An 18,776-nucleotide genomic window follows, 5' to 3' on the forward strand; every position below is an offset into this window, starting at 1 on the left:
GGTTGGCCCTGGCGGGAGTTCGGGGATGGCTCCGGGTGAGCCCGTTGTCATCACCGCGACCGACGTCGCGGGCAGCCGCTTCGTCTCCGGCACCGGCCCCGCGCCCGACCCCGGACGCCAGGCGGCCGTCGTCGCTCAGGCGGAGAGCACCCTGCCGATGGTCGTGCAGAGCCTCTACGGGCAGCGGCTGACCTCCGTCGAGCTGCGGTCCGGCGCCGCCGGCGACCGCTTCTTCGCACTCACCGACGACCGGGGCCGGGACCTCACGCTCCGCCTCGACGCCGTACCGCTGCCCTCCGGCACCGTCGCCCGGACCCACGTCAACACCACCTCCGACCAGCACGTCGTCCAGCTCTCCGACCGGATGGACCCGCGCCAGGTGGGCCGCGCGCTGAGCCACGAGCTCGGCGAACTGATCGGCGTGCGCGACCGGGCCACCCGGGCCGCCGCCGGCGACCCCGAGGTCGTGGGCATCGCCCCGAACCGCGTCGACCTGCTGACCCGCGGCGGGCTGGGCGGTACGGAGCGGCGTCTGAGCCTCACCGAGGAGGACCTCGGCCGGGTCGGCGAGCTGAACCATCTGGCCGGCCGCATGAACGACGCCACCCTCGACGCGACCCAACGCGCCGAGTCGCGCGGCGAGTTGTCCGCCCTGGTCGATCACCTGGGGCTGCGCCCGCAGGCCCCGGCCGACTCCGACCGTCACGCGCCGGAGCTCCAGGCCGCCGACATCCGCCGCGACATCATCGACCCGCACCTGTCCCCCGCCGCGGCCGGCGCCCTGCGTGAACTGGCCGTTCCCGTCGAGCAATTGAGCGCCGCCGATGCCGTCGAGCTGCGGGAGTTCCGGTCGCGGGCCGAACACGCCCGCCCCCTCGGGGAGTCCGTGCGCACCGCCCAGGTCCTGCCCGGACTCCGGCCCGACGGGTCCCCCCTCCCGCGCGAGGAGCTCGCCGCGGCGGCCGCCCAGGCCGCCGACCAGCGCACCCGGACCGGTGCCGCCACCCTCGACCAGCTGCGCGCGGAGATCGCCGCCACCGGCGAGTGGCCCACCCGCCAGGTCGTCGTCGGCGGCGGCGCCAGCCTCGTCGGACGCGACCCCGAGGCGCTGCTCGTCGACGCCCGCGGCCGCTGGCACCTCGACCCCGGCCAGGGCATCGTCCAGTCCCCCGACCAGACGAGGGACATGCGGGCCAGCGGCATGGGCGACGCCCACCAGTTCGCCGACCCGACCTCTCGGGTCCCGCGCGACGCGGTACGCCTGTGGGAGGACCAGCTCGCCGTACGCGGACCGGTCGTCGACGGGACCGCCGCCCTCGTCCCGGGCCAGGACGGCCACCTCTACGCCCACATCCGGCCCGGCGACGGCTCCCCCGACCTCTACGTCAAGGTCGAGGGCACGCCGACCGTGGCCACCGGGCTGCCGCCGGAGATGGTCCCGGGCGTCGACCGGCGGGACGCGGTGGACGTACCGGAGGCCCTCGACGCCGTCCGCGGACAGTTGCCCGCCGGATCGCCGGCGCACGCCCGGCTGGCCGGGGAGGTCAGCGCGGAGCGGGCGCTCCAGACCCTGCGGGAGGAAGGTGTGCTGGACGGGCTCCGCGCGGACGGCGGGGCGCGGGCCGCCCTCCAGACGCTGGACGCCACCGCCCAGTGGGAGCGGGCCCGGGCCGACGCGCCCGGCCGCGTCTTCATCGGCGACGAGATCGCCGAGGGGCGCTTCGACGCGCGCGCCGCTGCGGCGGAGGGGGCGCCGAAGACCTGGCTCGTCGCGGGGGCCGGCGGCACCGGGGTGGCCAACGCCGAGCTCATCCTGGAGGCCGACCCCGAGGCCCGCGTCACCATCTACGGGCCGAACCTGCCTCCGGCGCTGGAGAACCAGGTGCAGTTCACGGCGCTGCGCGAGCGGTTCGTCAGCGAGTACGGGGGTGACGGGCGGCTCACCATCGACATCCACCCCGACAACCGGGTCGGTGCCGTGCAGATGTCCCTCGGGGCCGATGGGAGGCCGCGGTTCCGGGAGGGGCGGGTGGAGGCGGACGCTTATGTGGCGAGCCTCGGGAGGACCGCGCCGATGCCGGAGGCCCTCCGGGGGTTGAGTGAGGGGACGCGGGCCGGGGGTGGGCAGGTGCGGGGGGACCTGATGTTCGACCGGGACCGGCAGTACCTGGGGTACGGGGTCACCTTCGAGGCGGGGGGTCGGCAGCATCGGGTCGAGGTGACCGGTGCGGCGTCGCAGTTGCTGCCGCGGGATGTGTTCCCGCGGGACACGCAGGCCGCGCTGACGGCGATGGCTGTGCGGCAGGTGCCGTCGCAGAGCGGCAATGCGGCGCCGGGGTTCGCTCCGGTGGCGGAGCAGGCGGCTCGGCTTGCGGAGGCTCGGGGGCGGGGGACGGTGGAGCGGCATGCTTCCGTTCCGGAGAGCTGGGGGCGCCCTGCGGTGGCCGGAGCAACAGCCCCCGGCGGCCCGGCCGGTCCCGGCAACCCTGTTGCGAACGCGGCCCGTCTCCAGTCGGGCCGGCGTTCGGCGGCCCCGGGAGGAGCCACGCCGGGCGCCCTTCCCGGCGGAGGTGCGACGGGCCCGGTCCCCCGGACGCCGCGCCCGCCTCGACCGACGCGCTAGAGCGGACGGGCCCGGCCCGGTGGGTGGGTCGGGGCCGTGCCGGTGCATCAGCCCGTCGCCGTTGGACAGGGATGTGGACGTTAGTGGCGACGGGCATCGATGTACCGGCACGTCCCCTCACCTGCGGGTGCCCGGTGGCGCCTGACCATTTCCGCCCCGCCAACGCCCCAGCCCCGACCCCGGCAACCTGCCGGCCCCGGCCGGGGAAAGTTCAGCCCCTCCGGCGCTTGAGGAGCGGGGTCCGGGGCGGAGCCCCAGGGGTGGCCTTCCTCCCGGTTCACCTTTCAGGTGCGGGGGGGGGACCCTTCAGCCCCTCCGGCGTTTGAGGAGCGGGGGTCCGGGGGCGGAGCCCCTGGTTACGGGTCGGGTAGGGGCGGAGGGGGCGAGAAAAGGCTGTTGGGGCGACGGGGTGAGCGCAGAAGGGTCCGGGGTGAGGGGGAGGGGGTCCGGGGTTGAGGTCGGTAGATGCGTGTGCATATATTGTTTGTGCAAGTTGTAGAGGACGCCGCACCCCTGGGGAAGACCATGAACCGCCGATTCCTGTTCGTGCTCGGCAGCAGCCGCGAGTCCGGCAACACCGAGACCCTGGCCCGCAGGGCCGCCGAACAACTCCCCCCGGACACCCACCAGCACTGGCTGCCCCTGGCAGACCACGCCCTCCCGGACTTCACCGACCTCCGCCGCGACGCCGACCACGTCCGCCCGCCCGCCTCCGGCACGGAGGCCCTCCTGCTGGACGCCACCCTCGCCGCCACCGACATCGTGATCGCCTCACCGCTGTACTGGTACTCGGTGTCCGGACTGACCAAGCGCTACCTGGACTACTGGTCGGGCTGGCTCCGCACCCCCGGTGTCGACTTCAAGGCCACCCTGGCCGGCCGCACGCTCTGGGGCGTCACCGCGCTCGCACACGAGCAGCCCGAGGTCGCCGACCCGCTCATCGGCACCCTGAACCACACCGCGGCGTACATGGGCATGCGCTTCGGCGGAGTCCTCCTCGGCAACGGCAGCAAGCGCGGCGACGTGCTGAACGACACCGAGGCGCTGACACGCGCGAAGACCTTCTTCGCCCAGGAGGCACCGCTCGCCCGCTTCCCGTACGAGCGCTGACGCCCCCGCTCAGGCGGTGATGTCCTTCGTCGTGAACCGCGCCCACGCGGCCGTCCCGAACACGGCGGCATAAAGGGCTTGGAGTTCTAGGTTGCGGACCAGTTCGTCCCAGTAGACCGGGTCGCGCATGAGGTCGGCGAAGGACAGCCAGTAGTGGGAGAAGAAGTACGGCTGGAGTGCGTGCAACTGCGGGATCTGGTCGAGGATCTGGACCGTGATCAGGAGGCCGACCGTCGTCGCCATGGCCGCGATGCCGCTGTTGGTGAGTGTGGAGACGAACAGGCCGAGCGCGGCCACCCCGGTCAGGGACGCGGCGACGACCAGCGCGATGAGCAGCGCCCGGCCGAGCCCCTCGGCGAACGTGATCCGCGTCCCGGAGATGGTCGTCAGCTCGCCCAGCGGGAACAGCAGGGCGCCCACGGCGAACGCCGAGACCGCCACCACCAGGGTCGCCACCAGGCAGAACGTCATGGTCGTCGCGTACTTCGTGAGCAGCAGCCGGGTCCGGCCCGCAGGAGCGACCAGCAGATAGCGCAGGGTTCCGGCGTTGGCCTCGCCGGCGATCGCGTCGCCCGCGATGACGCCGATCGCCATCGGCAGGAAGAAGGGGAGGGTCGCGGCCAGCCCTGTGAACACCAGGAACAGGCCGTTGTTGGTGATCTGCGCGATGAACGCGGGGCCCTCGCCCCCGCCGCCGCCCGCGCTCGAACCGCCGCTCGTCTCGACCTTGACGGCCACGCCGATGAGGATCGGCACGGCCGCGAGCACGCCGAGCAGCGCGATCGTGCGCCAGCGCCGGAACGTGGTGACGAGTTCGTCGCGGAAGAGGCCTAGGGTCCACATCGGGCTCGGGACCCGGACGGGGGCAGGGACGGGGGCGGAGACGGGGACAGGGACGGGGGCAGGGACAGGGGCGGAGACGGGGACAGGGACGGGGGCGCGGTGGAGTGTCGGCGGATCTGCCGGGTGCGGGTCCCGTCCGGTGACCGATGCCGGGTGCGGCTCCCGTCCCGTGGGTGGTTCCGGTTCCGGCTTGGGGGCCGGCGACGGATCCAGCGCCGGGGCCTGCTTCGGCTCCGGAGCCGGTTGTGCGTACTGGTTCGGCCGTCCTTCAGCCCGCGACATCGAAACCCTCCCCGGTCAGCGCCACGAACGCGTCCTCCAGTGAGGCCCGTTCGACCCCGAAGCCGCGGACGCGGACGCCCGCCATGACCAACGCCGTGTTCAGTTCGGCGAGTTCACGCTCGGGAGCCTCCGCGCTCACTCCCGTGTCCGTCACGACGAGATCGGTGACGCCCTGCTCCTTGAGGATCCGGGCCGCGTCCCCGGTGTCCGGGGTGTTCACCACCAGCCGGCCCCGCGCACCGGCCGCGAGGTCGGCCACCGGGCCCTGGACGACGAGCCGCCCCTGGGCCATCACGGCCGCGTGGGTGCAGACCTGCTCGATCTCGTCGAGCAGGTGTGAGGAGAGGAAGACGGTCGTGCCGTCCGAGGCCAGCTCCCTGACCAGCGAGCGGATCTCCCGCATGCCCTGGGGATCGAGACCGTTGGTCGGCTCGTCCAGGACGAGCAGCCGGCGGGGCTGCAGCAGCGCGGCCGCGAGCCCGAGCCGCTGTTTCATGCCCAGGGAGTACGCCCTCGCCTTCTTTCCCGCCGCCGCCGACAGTCCGACCCGCTCCAGGGCCGTCTCGACGCGGGTCCGCCGGGTGCGGGGGTCGGCGGTCGGGTCGGCGGCGTCGTACCGCAGGAGGTTGTCCCGCCCGGACAGGAAGCCGTACAGGGCGGGGCCCTCGATCAGCGCCCCGACGTGCGGGAGCACCGTGCGCGCGGACCGCGGCATGGGCCGGCCGAGCACGCTCGCCGTGCCCGAGGTCGGCTCGATCAGGCCCATCAGCATCCGGATGGTGGTGGTCTTGCCCGAGCCGTTCGGTCCGAGGAAGCCGAAGACGCTGCCCGCCGGGACGGTGAGGTCCAGACCGTCCACGGCGAGCTGTCCGCCGCGGTAGCGCTTGGTCAGCGCACGGGTGGCGATCACCGCATCCTCGGCGGACGCGGCGGACGCGCTTCCCGGCGCCCGGGCCGGCTCCGTGCGGGCGCCTCCCGTCCGTCCTGTGGGGACGGGGACGCCCGCATCCTGCGCCGGATCGGGCTCGTCGGCGGACAGCTCCTCCATGGGCTCCCTCGGTTCGGTTCTCCGGGCCGCGCCTACTTCGCCGCGTTCGCGGCCTTCACCAGCGCGGCCTTGGTCACGGCACCGGCGTACACCTTGCCGTCATCGGTGATCAGGGCGTTGACCAGGCGGGTCGAGAAGACCGTGCCCGAGCCGAACTTGCCCTTGACGTGGTCGCCGAGGGAGTTCAGGAATCCGTCGACGTCGCCGTTGCCGGTCGAACCCGAACCGCCGGTCGGCATGCCCTTGCCGCCCGTGTCGAGCACGATGATCGAGTTCCAGCCCTTGCCGATCGTCTTCGGACCGCCGGCCTCGCCGGACGCGCCCTCGTGGCCCTTCGGCCACTGCTTCTCCAGGTGCTTCGGGTCGGCGCCCTTCGGGCCCTTGAAGGTGTCGCCGTCGGCGCCCTTCAGGTCGTCGCCCTCGGTGACCTTCGCGCCCTTCGGCGGGGTGAAGGAGAACGTCGACGCGGCCGGCCGGGAGAAGTCGACCTGGGTGAAGCCCGCGTCCACGACGGCCGCGCCGCCGCTCGACGGGGTCAGCGTGAACTTCAGCGGGAGCCCCGTCTTCGCGTCCACCGCGATGCTGATCGCACCGACCGTGGTGCCGGACTGCCGGGGCTTGATCACCAGCTTGTAGGCGTCGCGGCCCGCGACGTGCGCGGTGCCGTCAACGGTGACGGAGGTCGTGTCGTCCACGGACTTGAGGGCCTCGTCGGCGAAGTCCTTGGGCGTGGCCGGGACGTCCCGGGGCGTCTTGCCCTTGCCCTCATCGGCGTGTCCGGACGCGGCGGACGTCGAGTGGAAGACCTCGTTGGACTTGCTGTCGTACCCCCACACGTCCTTGCCGTTGTGGATGACGCTGTACTCGGCGGCGTCGTCCAGCAGGGAGACCTTGCCGCGGTCCGGGCCGTCGGCCGCGACGCGCAGCGTGTGCGTGCCGGAGGCCAGTTCGAGGAGCTTGGACTGCGGGTCTGCGGAGGAGTCCCCGTGCCCCTTGGCCGCGCCGGACAGCAGGCCGCTCTCCAGGCCGCCCAGGTCGGGCAGTCCCAGGTCGGTGCTGACCTTGACGGTGCCGGACAGCTGCTGGACGTCCGACTTGGCGATCTTCTCGATGAGTTGCTGTGCGGTGATCTTCGGCAGATCGGGGTCCCCGGAGTCGGCGAGCGCCGGGACGAGTCCGATCGTCGCCGCCGCCACCCCCACCACCGCGACCGGAACGACGTACCGAGCGGCCTTGCGTCGCCCGGCGAGCCTGTCGTCGGCCTCCGCGGCCCTCGTGCTGTCGTCGGATTCGTACGGTGCCATGTGTGCCTTACCTCCGTCGTCGGCGGCGGCCCTGCCCTCGTTCCGTGCTCCACCCCTAAGCCGCCATTCTCACCCGGTCCGGTGAGGAGTGGTGTTCTCCATCTGACCAAATACGCCGGATGAAAGCGTCAACCCGCGGACTCAACTCCGCGTAGTCCTGCGGTATGACGCCGGAGGGTGGTGTCTGCGTCGGACCCGTAGGGGTCGCTGTCCACGCCTCAGGGTCGCCCCACAGTGGGTGAAAGACGGTAAATATCGCGAATGTGGCGAATGGTCGAGTAGATGGCGGCTCCCGTCCGTACTTACGGGTGGCAGCGATCGGATCGTCCAGCACTCCAGGGACCGAAGGATCGAGGGATCGCCATGGTCGCCATCAAGCACGTCACGGGATACGCCGCCATGGGCGCCGCCGTCCTGGCGCTCACGCTCGCCGGCTGCGGAAGCGGTGGCGGAAGCAGCGGAAGCGGGAGCGGCAGCGGGACCAGCACCCCGCAGAACAGCGGCTCCGCACAGGGCGGCTCGACACAGAACGCCAAAGGCGGATCGGCGACGTCGATGCTGACCACCGCCAAGGTCGCGAAGCTCGGCACGGTCGTGACCGACGGCAAGGGATTCGTCCTGTACCGCTTCGACACGGACTCCGCGAACCCGACCAAGGTCTCCTGCTACAGCACCTGCGCCGCGCTCTGGCCCGCGGCCACGACCACGTCGGCGAGCTCGGTGACCACGAAGGGCATCGACAAGAGCCTGGTCTCCACGGTGAAGCGCAACGACGGCACCACCCAGATCACCCTCGCCGGCTGGCCCCTGTACCGGTACTCCAAGGACGACGAACCGAAGGAGCCCTACGGTCAGGGAGTGGACGGAACGTGGTGGGCCGTCACGCCCAGCGGAGCGAAGATCACCACCCCCGCCTCGACGTCCTCGGCACCCGCCCCGGCCACCAGCAGCGGCATGGGTGGCTACTGACAGCCGGTTCCGGCCACCAGCAGTGACAGGGGGACGGGGAAGCGGGAAGCGGGAAGCGGCCGGGGCCATTGAGAGTGGCTCCGGCCCTCGCGGACACGGCCTCCGGCGGAGGCCATGGCCGGAGACGTTTGTGAGCGACCTCCGGCGGAGGCCGTCGCCTGTGACCTGTGCGAGTGACCTCCGGCGGAGGCCGTCGCCGGTGACCTGTGCGAGGGACCTCCGGCGGAGGCTTACGAGGGGTCCCCGTCAGGCGCGACGCCCTGCGAGCACGGCTTCTCAGCCGGTCCGGTGGGTGCGGGGGCCCCACGGGTACGGCCTCTCAGCCGGTCCGGCGAGTGCGGCGCCCCACGGGTACGGCCTCTCAGCCGGTCCGGTGAGTGCGGCGCCCCACGGGTACGGCCTCTCAGCCGGCCCGGTGCACCACCGCGTCCACCAGCTCGACCAGCGCGGCCTTCGCGTCGCACTCACGCAGCGGGGCCAGCGCGGCGCGCGCCTCCTCCGCATAGCGCACGGTGTCCCGGCGCGCCTGCTCCAGCGCGGGGTGCTCCCGCAGCCGGGCCAGTGCCTCCGCGTGCCGCGCGTCGTCCGTCAGGTCGGACTCGAGGAGCTCGCACAGCGCGATGTCCTCGGTGAGCCCCAGCCGCTCGGCGCGCTCGCGCAGCCGCAGCACCGGCAGCGTGGCGATGCCCTCGCGCAGGTCCGTGCCCGGCGTCTTGCCGGACTCGTGCGAGTCGGACGCGATGTCGAGGACGTCGTCCGCGAGCTGGAAGGCGACGCCGAGCCGCTCGCCGTACTGCGTGAGCACGTCCACGACCGTCTCGTCGGCGCCCGACATCATCGCGCCGAACCGGCACGCGACCGCGACCAGCGAGCCGGTCTTGCCGCCGAGCACGTCGAGGTAGTGGTCCACCGGATCGCGGCCGTCGCGCGGCCCCGCGGTCTCCAGGATCTGCCCGGTCACCAGCCGCTCGAACGCCTCCGCCTGGATCCGGACGGCCTCGGGCCCGAGGTCGGCCAGGATGTAGGAGGCACGGGCGAAGAGGAAGTCGCCGGTGAGGACGGCCAGCGAGTTGCCCCAGCGGGCGTTGGCGCTGGCCACCCCGCGGCGGACCTCCGCCTCGTCCATCACGTCGTCGTGGTACAGCGTGGCGAGATGGGTCAGCTCGACGACCACGGCCGAGGGCACGACACCCGGCGCGTAGGGGTCACCGAACTGGGCGGCGAGCATCACGAGCAGCGGCCTGAACCGCTTCCCGCCGGCCCGCACCAGGTGCTGGGCGGCTTCCGTGATGAACGGGACCTCGCTCTTGGTGGCTTCGAGCAAACCCTCCTCGACAGCCGCCAATCCGGCCTGGACATCGGCTTCGAGAGCCTGGTCCCGCACGCTCAGCCCGAACGGCCCGACGACGGTCACGAGAGGTTCTCCTGTCTGCTGACGATCACATGGCGAACTCGGTCGATCATTCGGTCGATGACACGGTTTGTCGATGTGTCGCTGCCATCACTCAAGTCAGCGTATCCGGTCAGGTTTCGATCACCGCGAGCGCCCACCGTCCCCCGGCCCACTTCGCTCCGCCAGGAGGTATGCACGAGTACACCCGGAAGGCACACGCGAAGCACCTGCGTGCCCCAAAGGCGGGTACCCCGGCTCGCGGGCTCCACCCGATCGCCGACAGTATGTTCATGATCAGACGATGTGACCCGACTTGCGACGACATGCGGCGAAGTACCCGGAAGGGGTGACCACGTCACCGCCGCGCCCCACCCGCACCCGGCCGGGACGGGACCCCTCCCGCCCTCCGGCCGCGCCGCACGACGCATTCCGTCCGCCGAGGTGACGCTCATGCACATCCGTACGTCCTTCCCCCACGAGATCACTCACGAGGACGTCCTCGTCCCTCTCTCGGACGGCACCCGTCTGTACGCCCGCGTCTGGAGGCCGCTGACCGAGGAGCCCGTGCCGGCGCTCCTCGAATACCTCCCGCACCGTCTCACCGACGCGACGGCACCGCGCGACCGGCAACGCCACCCCTGGTACGCCGGACACGGCTACGCCTCCGTCCGCGTGGACGCCCGCGGCCACGGAAACTCCGAGGGGCTGCCGGGGGACGAGCACCCGGGGACCGAACCGGACGACGGGGTGGAAATCGTCTCCTGGCTGGCCGCCCGGCCCTGGTGCACCGGCCGGGTCGGCCTGTTCGGGATCGGGTGGGGCGGCCTCGACTCCCTCAGGATCGCGGCCCGCGCCCCCGAGCCGCTCAAGGCGGTCGTCACGGTCTGCTCGGCCGACGACCTCTACGCCGACGACGTCCACCACCCGGGAGGCTCCGTCCTCGCCGTCGGCGCACCCGCCCGGTCGGCCGCCCTGCTCGCCCTCGCCGCCCGCCCGCCGGACCCCGCGCACGTGGGCGAGGGAATGTGGCGGGACATGTGGGAGAAACGGCTGGAAGCCCTCGTCCCCCCGGCCCACACCTGGCTGGCCCACCAGACCAGGGACGCGTACTGGCATCCCGGCGGCGTCCGCGAGGAGTACGGGAACATCCGCGCGGCGGTCCTCGCGGTCGGCGGCTGGCACGACCCGCACCGCGACACGGTGCTGCGCCTGGTCGCGGACCTGCCGCCGGACCGCGTACGCGGCCTCCTCGGCCCGTGGCCGCGCCAGTACCCGGACCGGGAGGGGCGGCCGCCCGGTCCGGCGATCGGCTTCCTCCAGGAGACGCTCCGCTGGTGGGACCACTGGCTCAGGGAGGAGGAGACGGACGCGCTCGCCACCCCCCTGCTGCGTTCGTACGTGATGGACGGGCATCCTCCGGCGACCGTGTACGCGCGGATCCCCGGCCACTGGGTGGGCGAGCCCTCGTGGCCGTCGCCCTCGGTGACCCCGGTGGCGTACGCCCTCCGGGGCGAGCCGGTACCCGTGCGGTCCCCGCAGTACACGGGGGTCGACGCCGGCCGCCTCGTCCCCCTCGGCGACGACGCCGACCTCCCGCCGGACCAGCGGGAGGAGGACGCCCGCTCGGCCTGCTTCGAGTTCGAGGTGCCGGAGGAGACCGGGGTACTGGGCCGGCCCCGGGTCCGGCTGAGGCTGACGTCCGCCTCGCCCCGGGGCCAGGTGATCGCCCGGCTCTGCGACGTGGCCCCGGACGGGGCGTCCACGCTCGTCACCCGGGGCGCCCTCAACCTGTCGGCACGCCGGGGTCCCGGCCGCACCGACCCCTGGGACCCGGGCACCACGGAGACCGTCGTCCTCGACCTGGACCCCATCGGCTACGCCTTCCCTGCGGGCCACCGCGTCCGGTTGGGCGTCTCCTCCGCGTACTGGCCCTGGATCTGGCCCCAGCCCGGCTCGGAGGCGGGCTTCACCCTGGACCCGGCCGGCAGCGTCCTGGAACTCCCGGTACGGACACGGGAGTCGGACCCCTCGATCGTCTTCGGGGAGCCGGAGGAGTCCGAGCCCCTCGGTGTGACCGTCTCCGCGACCCTGGACGAACCCCGCCCGCAGCGCCTGGTCGTACGGGACGTGGCCGCCGGGACCTGGCGCCTGGAGGTGAACCCGGGGCGCGGCGGCACCCAGGTGCACCCCGACGGTCTCGAGTACACCGAGGACGCCCGGGAGACGTACACGATCGGCGCCTCCGACCCGCTGTCCGCCCGCACCGACTCGACGTGGTCGATCCGGCTGCACCGCCCGGACCTGCCGTGGGACGCCCGCGTCGAGACGGTCTCCGCCGTCACCTGCGACGCACGCGACTTCGTCACGACCGACGAGCTCGTCTGCCGGGACGGCGACGAGGTCGTCTTCCACCGGACCTGGGAGAAGCGGATTCCGCGCACGGCGGGGTGAGGGGGCGGCCGGCCGGGTTTCGTGGGTCCGGGTTCGGGGGGTCCGGGTTGGGGGGTCCGGCTTTGGTGGGCTGGGGCTGGGGGTTGGGAGTTGGGGACCTGGCGTGGGGCTGGTGCGCCGGGGGTGCGGAGGGTGCCCGGAGCCCTGGGCTGCCGGGCGCCCTACGGGGTTCGCGGGCGGGCGAGTTCAGACGGGTCGGCCTCGCACGATGACGAACTCCATTGATGGGTAAGGGATTTCACGACGCCGGGGCGTGGTCTCGCCTTGGACCGGGACGTCTCCCGCCCGTCCGCGACCCGACACCCCCCGACGTGTCCCGCGCCACAATTCGCCCCGCCCGAGGGGCTGCTCGGCATCCTTCGGAGCGCCCTGAGACCCCCTCCACCCGTGTCGCAATGCCCGATTTACCCTGCATGCCTCCTTGATGGCCTTTGGTCTCGTGAGTTGGGTCACCGGCACGTCAGGGCGCAGCCACACCCTCCCCCTCGACCAACCCCTTTGCCAAAGGCAAGTTGAGGATCCAATTCCGGCACAATCGGACTTTTCGACGTCGCTTTAACCAGGAGAAAGCGATCTTCGCAGGCAAATCTCGCCTTGTTTCGGACATGTGCTCTCGCATACGTTCTGGTCGACCCCGGGCGGATCGCCGAATCCTGCCGCCGCCCGGCAACCCATCGACCCACGCACGGCAGGAGCGGGGGAACCACAGGTAAGCCGCCGATCCGGACAAACCGGACCGGCTTGGGGTGAAGCCGCGCTCACAGCGCGGCCGGGCATCTCCCGCCCGAACCCGACAGCTCACCTCGCAGGCGTCGGAGAGGAAATTCGTCATGCCCGTACGAGGCAAGCACCGCCGCATGAAGACCAACGTCATCACCCGGGGCATGATCGCCGCCGGCACCGGCGGCATCGCCCTCGCCCTCCCCCTCGTGAGCGCGACCGGCGCCAGCGCCGCCACCCCGGCGCAGGCCCCCCAGGCCGCCCACACCGCGGTGGTCCCCAACGTGCAGCTCGTCACCTACAAGGTGGTCAAGGGCGACACCCTCTCCAAGGTGGCGCAGAAGTACCCCAAGAGCGGCGGCTGGAAGAAGCTGTACGCGGCCAACCGCGCCGTCATCGGCGACAACCCGGCCCTGATCCGTCCGGGCACGAAGCTGACCGTGGGCACGAAGACGCTGAAGTCGACGACCGTCCGCACCACGGCCAACGCGACCGCCGCCGTCGCCAAGTCCAAGGTGACCACCGTCACCCAGGCCGCCGCGAAGACGTACACCAACAACCTCGACGGCTGGATCAAGGAATCCCTCGACGTCATGGCCAAGGCCGGCATCCCCGGCAGCTACGACGGCATCTACCGCAACGTGATGCGCGAGTCCTCCGGCAACCCCAACGCCATCAACAACTGGGACTCCAACGCCGCCGCGGGCATCCCCTCCAAGGGTCTGCTCCAGGTCATTGACCCCACCTTCCAGGCGTACCACGTCGCCGGCACGTCGATGAACATCTACGACCCGGTCGCGAACATCACCGCCGCCTGCAACTACGCGGCCAAGACCTACGGCTCCATCGACAACGTCAACGGCGCCTACTGATCCACCCCGCACCCCCGGTCTTCACCCCGCACCCGCCCACGGCGCCCATCCGGCCCGTCGGCGGGTGCGGGTGCGTGGGGGGCGGGTGCGTGGGGGGGCGGGTGCGTGGGGGGCGGGTGCCGGTGTTGGTGCTCGCCGGCTGGTGGCAGGTGGGCGCGGTGCCACCCGCCGCCGGCACCCTCCGCTAGGGCGTGTTGCGAAAGTCCCGCCGTTCGCCCGAAGGGCGGGCCGGGCGGCGTCAGGTGCGTGCTCTCGGCGTGCCGGGCGGAAGCCCTCGTACTGGATGTACTTGGGCTTTCGCCCGGTGAGGCGAGAGTGCGTACAGAAGCCGAAGAGGCGCTCCAGGACCACGGCGATCCCGTCGTCCTCGTTGGACAGGGTGATCTCGTCGGCCACCGCCTTCAGTTCCGGATGCGCGTTGGCCATCGCGACCCCCCGGGCCGCCCAGTCGAACATCGGGATGTCGTTGGGCATGTCACCGAACGCGAGCGTCTCGGACGGCATGAGTCCGAGGTGCGCCGCGGCGAGGGCGAGCCCCGTCGCCTTGGTCACCCCGCATGGCTGGAGTTCGACGGTCCCCGGCCCAGACATGGTGACCGTCGCCAGCGAACCGACCACTCCTCGTGCCGCCGACGCCAACTCGTCGTCGGACAAAGACGGGTGACGGAGCAACACCTTGCTGATCGGCTCCGCCCAGAGGTCGTCCCGGCGCGGCACCCGCACCGCCGGCAACGTCGGATGCGGCATCACGTACCCCGGCTCGATGAGCGTCAGCCCGTCCACCCCGTCCTGGTCGACCGCCGCGTACAGCATCCCGACCTCGGCCTCGATCTTGCCGAGCGCCGTCTCCGCCAGTTCCCGGTCCAGGGTCACCGACCACAGCATGCGGTCCGCGCCTGCGTCGTAGAGTTGCGCCCCCTGACCGCACACCGCCAGCCCCTCGCCGCCGAGTTCGTCCAGGAGCGGTCGCACGCGTGGTGCGGGTCGGCCCGTGACCACGAGATGCCGGGCACCTGCCCGGGTCACCTTCGCCAGCGCGGTATGGGTCCGGTCGGAGAGTGTGTCATCGCTGCGCAGCAGCGTTCCGTCCAGGTCAGTGGCGATGAGTGAATATGCAGTCGGAGCGGCCATGATCCGAAGAATACGGATCGAACGACTCATCGGCCCGGCGTGAACCGGACGACGTCCGGTATCCCGTCAGCAACGCCGTTCACCGCACGGTGGTAGGCGCGTTGCGACCATTTTGGATCACCCAGGCTCCGCTTCCGCCCACACCCACTTTCCCGCACACGACCCACCACAACACCCCAACACCCCCTGAAAAAAGGCCAACTCGCCAACGAGCCGGTGCGGCGCCGGTACATGTCGGGGCGGACGCCGGCGGCAGGCACAAGTGGGGCACGAGACAGGGGTGTTGAGCTCAGCGCCTCCAACTCGGTTTCAGTACGGGCGCCTGCGCCGACCGGAATTCCAACCGACGTGCGCTTGAGGCGAGCCGATGGGGCGCGTCGGGCGGAGCGGTCGGTTGCGCGGGGCGGGCCGGTGGGTCACGCGGGGCGAGCTCGGGAAACCGGGCCTTGGGGGCCCCTCCCCCCCACCCCCCAACCCCTCCCCCACCCCCGAACAACCCCAACCGGGAATTACCGAACGCGCAAGAACAATACGGACATCACAAACCCTTTAGGCCCTGCCACAGCAGGGCCCCTCCCCCGTAACGTGGGCCCCGACCACATAAAACGCGTGGAACGCATGCACCACATGGCGAGTACGAATCCGAAAGCGAGGCACCAACCGATGCCCCCCTTCGATGTCCCCGAGGGCGATCCCTTCGGTCCGCACAACCTGCCGTACGGCGTGTTCTCCCTGGCCGGCCCGGGCGGCGACTCCGAGCGGCGCGTCGGCGTACGGCTCGGCGACCACGTGCTCGACGCGGGTGCCGCGGCCCGTGCGCTCGGCTCTCCCTACGCCGGGCTGCTCGCCCAGCCGTCCCTCGACCCGCTGCTCGCCGCGGGCCGCACCGCCTGGTCCGACGTCCGGCGCGCGCTGACGGCCTGGGTGACCGTCCCCGCCCACCGGGAGACCCTCGCCCCCCATTTCCACCCGCTCTCCGATGTGACGATGCACCTCCCGTTCACCGTCGCGGACTACGTGGACTTCTACGCCTCCGAGAACCACGCCCGGAACGTCGGGCAGATCTTCCGTCCGGACGCCGCCGATTCCCTCACGCCCAACTGGAAGCACCTGCCGATCGGCTATCACGGCCGCTCCGGCACGGTCGTGGTCTCCGGTACGGATGTCGTCCGCCCGTCGGGCCAGCGCAAGGCCCCCGCGGACGCCGCCCCGGTCTTCGGCCCCTCGATCCGCCTGGACATCGAGGCGGAGGTCGGCTTCGTGGTCGGCACCCCCTCGCAGCAGGGCCGCCCGGTGCCGCTGGGCGACTACCGCGACCACGTCTTCGGCCTCTGTCTCCTCAACGACTGGTCGGCCCGCGACATCCAGGCCTGGGAGTACGTCCCGCTCGGCCCGTTCCTCGGCAAGTCCTTCGCCACCTCGGTGTCGGCGTGGATCACCCCGCTGGACGCCCTGGACGACGCTCTGGTGGCCCCGCCCGTCCGCACGCACCCCCTTCTCCCCTACCTCGACGACGCCTCCGAGGAGCCGGGCGGCTACGACCTCCGGATCTCCGTGGCCATCAACGGCCACGTCGTCTCCGAGCCCCCCTTCTCCACCATGTACTGGACTGCCGCCCAGCAGCTGGCCCACATGACGGTCAACGGCGCCTCCCTGCGCACCGGCGACCTCTACGGCTCCGGGACGGTCAGCGGTGCCTCCGAGGGCGAGCGCGGCTCCCTGCTCGAGCTCACCTGGAACGGCCGCGACGCGCTGGAGCTGCCCGACGGCAAGCGCACGTTCCTCGAGGACGGCGACGAGGTCACCCTGACGGCCTGGGCCCCCGGTCCCGGCGGCACCCGGGTGGGCCTCGGCGAGGTCCGGGGCCGGATCACGCCGGCCGTCTCCGTGTAGGGGTCCGTGTCACGGTGGCCAGGGCCCTGGCCACCGTGCCCCGCGGAATCCCCGGGCGCTCGGACGTCGCTCCGGGCCCGCTAGAACCAGTCGTCGGGCTCCGGCTCCTGGTCCAGCTCGGGCCAGTCGGGGTCCGGTTCCGCGGCCGCCGACGGACTCGGCGCCGCCTCGGGTCTGCCGGCGGGGGGCTGCTCCGCGGGCGTGCCGCCGCCCAGCGAGGCGAGCACCCCGACAACCCCTTCCCCGTAGGTCGCCAGCTTCTTCTCGCCCACCCCGCTGATGCCGCCCAGGTCCTTCACGGAGGTCGGCCACACCGTGGCGATCTCCCGGAGCGTGGCGTCGTGGAAGATGACGTACGCGGGGACGCCCTGCTCCCGTGCCTGCTCCGCGCGCCAGGCGCGCAGCGCCTCGAACGCCGGAACCAGCTCGGCGGGCAGCTCGGCCGCCGCCGCCTTCGCCTTGCGCTCGCCCTTGGACCCCGACGACCGGGAGGAGGCCGGCTTCGGCGCCTCCTTGCGCAGCGGCACGTCCCGCTCGCGCCGCAGCACGGTCCCGCTCGCGTCGGTCAGCACCAGCGTGCCGTACTCGCCCTCGACCGCGATCAGTCCCTGGGCCAGCAACTGCCGTACGACCCCGCGCCATTCGGCTTCCGCGAGTTCCTCGCCGATACCGAAGACGGACAGCTGGTCGTGGTCGAACTGGATCACCTTGGCGGTCTTGCGACCGAGCAGGATGTCGACGATCTGTCCCGCCCCGAACTTCTGCCCCCGCTCGCGCTGGAGCCGTACGACGGTGGACAGCAGCTTCTGCGCCGCCACGGTGCCGTCCCAGGTCTCGGGGGGCGTCAGACAGGTGTCGCAGTTGCCGCAGGCCGGGGTGTCCGGGTCCTGGCCGAAGTAGGCCAGGAGCTGTGAGCGCCGGCACCGGGCCGTCTCGCAGAGGGCGAGCATCGAGTCCAGATGGGAGGCGGCACGGCGCCGGAACGCCTCGTCGCCCTCGGAGCCCTGGATCAGTTTGCGCTGCTGGACCACGTCCTGGAGGCCGTAGGCCATCCACGCCGTGGAGGGGAGTCCGTCGCGGCCGGCGCGGCCGGTCTCCTGGTAGTAGCCCTCTACCGACTTGGGCAGGTCGAGGTGGGCGACGAACCGGACGTCCGGCTTGTCGATGCCCATGCCGAAGGCGATCGTGGCGACGACCACGAGGCCCTCCTCCCGCAGGAAGCGGGACTGGTGCGCGGCACGGGTGCCGGCGTCCAGGCCCGCGTGGTACGGCACGGCCTCGATGCCGTTGCGGGTGAGGAACTCGGCCGTCTTCTCCACGGAGTTGCGGGAGAGGCAGTACACGATGCCCGCGTCGCCCGCGTGTTCGTCGCGCAGGAAGGTCAGCAGCTGCTTCTTCGGGTCGGCCTTGGGGACGATCCGGTACTGGATGTTGGGCCGGTCGAAGCTCGCCTCGAAATGGCGGGCGGCGGGCATGCCCAGGCGCTGGGTGATCTCCTTGTGCGTCGCGCGGGTGGCGGTGGCCGTCAGCGCGATCCGCGGGACGTCGGGCCAGCGTTCGCCGAGCAGGGAGAGCGCCAGGTAGTCGGGACGGAAGTCGTGGCCCCACTGGGCCACGCAGTGCGCCTCGTCGATCGCGAAGACGGAGATCTTCCCGCGGGACAGCAGGTCCAGCGTGCTGTCGAGTCGCAGCCGCTCGGGGGCCAGGTAGAGCAGGTCGAGCTCGCCGGACAGGAACTCCGCCTCGACCACGCGCCGCTCGTCGAAGTCCTGCGTGGAGTTCATGAACCCGGCGCGCACGCCCAGCGCGCGCAGCGCGTCCACCTGGTCCTGCATGAGCGCGATGAGCGGGGAGACCACCACACCCGTACCCGGTCTGACCAGGGAGGGGATCTGGTAGCAGAGGGACTTTCCGCCGCCGGTCGGCATCAGGACGACGGCGTCACCGCCCGCCACCACATGCTCGATGATCGCCTGCTGCTCGCCGCGGAAGGCGTCGTATCCGAAGACCCGGTGGAGGGTGGCCAGTGCCTCGCTCTCGCCCAGCGTCTCCGTCGCGTCCGCTTCGGTCATCACACCCGTCCCGCCCATCGTCCTGTCCCCCGTACGTCGCGCCTCGACCACTGCGTCCACGATAG

The 18,776-nt window shown here is 72.1% G+C and carries 11 protein-coding genes, 1 pseudogene and 1 riboswitch; of the genes and pseudogenes, 6 read left to right on the top strand and 6 right to left on the bottom strand.

Annotated elements, in window-relative coordinates; all coding sequences use genetic code 11:
- The first annotated feature begins 25 nt into the window (after positions 1–25).
- Positions 26–2,623 (top strand): hypothetical protein, encoded by a 2,598-nt coding sequence (locus tag IO36_RS37815; protein WP_037627135.1) that lies wholly within the window; start codon positions 26–28, stop codon positions 2,621–2,623.
- A gap of 525 nt (positions 2,624–3,148) precedes the next feature.
- Complete coding sequence (locus IO36_RS37820) at positions 3,149–3,733, top strand: flavodoxin family protein (protein ID WP_037627138.1); 585 nt, start codon at positions 3,149–3,151, stop codon at positions 3,731–3,733.
- Between the two features lie 9 nt (positions 3,734–3,742).
- On the opposite strand, the gene IO36_RS37825 is transcribed toward IO36_RS37820, so the two are convergent.
- The 3 genes from IO36_RS37825 to IO36_RS37835 form a co-directional block, all read right to left on the bottom strand.
- Positions 3,743–4,576: an ABC transporter permease gene (locus tag IO36_RS37825; RefSeq protein WP_037627140.1), complete on the bottom strand. Its 834-nt coding sequence runs from the start codon at positions 4,574–4,576 to the stop codon at positions 3,743–3,745.
- Positions 4,577–4,844: 268 nt separating this feature from the next.
- Positions 4,845–5,906 (bottom strand): ABC transporter ATP-binding protein, encoded by a 1,062-nt coding sequence (locus tag IO36_RS37830; protein WP_037627143.1) that lies wholly within the window; start codon positions 5,904–5,906, stop codon positions 4,845–4,847.
- Positions 5,907–5,938: 32 nt separating this feature from the next.
- A complete protein-coding gene (locus IO36_RS37835) occupies positions 5,939–7,210 on the bottom strand; it encodes a LolA family protein (RefSeq protein WP_037627145.1) in 1,272 nt (423 codons plus the stop codon).
- 363 nt (positions 7,211–7,573) lie between these two features.
- Here IO36_RS37835 and IO36_RS37840 point away from each other — a divergent pair, with 363 nt between their 5' ends.
- Positions 7,574–8,179 (top strand): hypothetical protein, encoded by a 606-nt coding sequence (locus IO36_RS37840; RefSeq protein ID WP_051901238.1) that lies wholly within the window; start codon positions 7,574–7,576, stop codon positions 8,177–8,179.
- A gap of 403 nt (positions 8,180–8,582) precedes the next feature.
- On the opposite strand, the gene IO36_RS37845 is transcribed toward IO36_RS37840, so the two are convergent.
- On the bottom strand, positions 8,583–9,593 hold the full coding sequence (locus IO36_RS37845) for a polyprenyl synthetase family protein (RefSeq protein WP_037627147.1): 1,011 nt from the start codon (positions 9,591–9,593) through the stop codon (positions 8,583–8,585).
- Between the two features lie 429 nt (positions 9,594–10,022).
- Here IO36_RS37845 and IO36_RS37850 point away from each other — a divergent pair, with 429 nt between their 5' ends.
- Positions 10,023–12,023, top strand: coding sequence for a CocE/NonD family hydrolase (locus IO36_RS37850; protein ID WP_037627149.1), 2,001 nt, complete (start codon positions 10,023–10,025; stop codon positions 12,021–12,023).
- 666 nt (positions 12,024–12,689) lie between these two features.
- A riboswitch (cyclic di-AMP (ydaO/yuaA leader) is annotated at positions 12,690–12,850 on the top strand.
- Positions 12,851–12,853: 3 nt separating this feature from the next.
- On the top strand, positions 12,854–13,615 hold the full coding sequence (locus IO36_RS37855; RefSeq protein WP_037627151.1) for a transglycosylase SLT domain-containing protein: 762 nt from the start codon (positions 12,854–12,856) through the stop codon (positions 13,613–13,615).
- Positions 13,616–13,945: 330 nt separating this feature from the next.
- On the opposite strand, the pseudogene IO36_RS37860 reads toward IO36_RS37855, so the two are convergent.
- Positions 13,946–14,746 (bottom strand): annotated as a pseudogene (locus tag IO36_RS37860) (HAD family hydrolase); the annotation flags it as partial.
- 663 nt (positions 14,747–15,409) lie between these two features.
- Between IO36_RS37860 and fahA the strand changes: the two are divergent.
- Positions 15,410–16,639 (top strand): fumarylacetoacetase, encoded by a 1,230-nt coding sequence (gene fahA / locus IO36_RS37865; protein WP_037627153.1) that lies wholly within the window; start codon positions 15,410–15,412, stop codon positions 16,637–16,639.
- 80 nt (positions 16,640–16,719) lie between these two features.
- Here the strand turns inward: fahA and recQ are convergent, their stop codons facing one another.
- Entirely contained in the window at positions 16,720–18,729 is a 2,010-nt protein-coding gene (recQ, locus tag IO36_RS37870) for a DNA helicase RecQ (RefSeq protein WP_037627154.1), read from the bottom strand.
- Positions 18,730–18,776: the final 47 nt, after the last annotated feature.

Source organism: Streptomyces aureus (assembly GCF_000725495.1).
Classification (GTDB): Bacteria; Actinomycetota; Actinomycetes; order Streptomycetales; family Streptomycetaceae; genus Streptomyces; species Streptomyces aureus_B.

Excerpts from the sequence above, each read along its gene's own strand:
- IO36_RS37830 (WP_037627143.1), bottom strand. The coding sequence starts at position 5,906 with ATGGAGGAGCTGTCCGCCGACGAGCCCGATCCGGCGCAGGATGCGGGC.
- IO36_RS37850 (WP_037627149.1), top strand. The coding sequence starts at position 10,023 with ATGCACATCCGTACGTCCTTCCCCCACGAGATCACTCACGAGGACGTC.
- IO36_RS37815 (WP_037627135.1), top strand. The coding sequence starts at position 26 with ATGGCTCCGGGTGAGCCCGTTGTCATCACCGCGACCGACGTCGCGGGC.
- fahA (WP_037627153.1), top strand. The coding sequence starts at position 15,410 with ATGCCCCCCTTCGATGTCCCCGAGGGCGATCCCTTCGGTCCGCACAAC.
- recQ (WP_037627154.1), bottom strand. The coding sequence starts at position 18,729 with ATGGGCGGGACGGGTGTGATGACCGAAGCGGACGCGACGGAGACGCTG.
- IO36_RS37855 (WP_037627151.1), top strand. The coding sequence starts at position 12,854 with ATGCCCGTACGAGGCAAGCACCGCCGCATGAAGACCAACGTCATCACC.
- IO36_RS37820 (WP_037627138.1), top strand. The coding sequence starts at position 3,149 with ATGAACCGCCGATTCCTGTTCGTGCTCGGCAGCAGCCGCGAGTCCGGC.
- IO36_RS37835 (WP_037627145.1), bottom strand. The coding sequence starts at position 7,210 with ATGGCACCGTACGAATCCGACGACAGCACGAGGGCCGCGGAGGCCGAC.
- IO36_RS37840 (WP_051901238.1), top strand. The coding sequence starts at position 7,574 with ATGGTCGCCATCAAGCACGTCACGGGATACGCCGCCATGGGCGCCGCC.
- IO36_RS37825 (WP_037627140.1), bottom strand. The coding sequence starts at position 4,576 with ATGTGGACCCTAGGCCTCTTCCGCGACGAACTCGTCACCACGTTCCGG.